This is a genomic window from Gemmiger formicilis (assembly GCF_016901605.1).
In the GTDB taxonomy this organism is placed as follows: Bacteria; Bacillota; Clostridia; order Oscillospirales; family Ruminococcaceae; genus Gemmiger; species Gemmiger formicilis_B.
This window is the reverse complement of record NZ_JACJKP010000443.1, coordinates 1-457: the sequence shown is the minus strand read 5'-3', so window position 1 is coordinate 457 and position 457 is coordinate 1. Positions and strand designations below refer to the sequence as shown.

Annotated in this window: 1 pseudogene; it reads right to left on the bottom strand. The window is 56.0% G+C overall.

The features are described 5' to 3' along the window. Window positions 1–107: 107 nt before the first annotated feature. Window positions 108–457, bottom strand: a pseudogene (locus H6B10_RS15350) (ABC transporter ATP-binding protein); the annotation flags it as partial.

Here is a 457-nt window from a genome sequence, read left to right as displayed (position 1 = left end):
GGGTGGCCATCATTTCCGGCTCATACATGGTGATGATGATGGTCACATACAGCGTGATCACGGCGCCGAAAATCAAAAGCAGTTTTACGCTGCCTTTCATTTCGCGCTTATACAAGGTCCAGTTCATCGCGGGCACCTCCTCCGTAATAATGCATGAAGATGTCCTCCAGGCTTTGCCGGGCCGCAACGGTCACCGTCCGGCCATGGCAGACGCCGCCAAAATCCTCCGCAAAGGATTTTGCCAGCGCTTCGGAGTCCAGGGTGACCTGGTAGGAGCGCACGTGCCGTTTGCGCAGCGCCTCCACCGAATCCAGCGTCACGATTTTGCCCTGCCGGATGATGCCCACCCGGTCACAGGTGCGTTCCACCTCTTCAAAAATATGGCTGGAAAGCAGGATCGTTTTGCCCTTGTTCTTTTCTTCCGCAAGCAGTTCCACAAAGCGGCTCTGCATCAGGG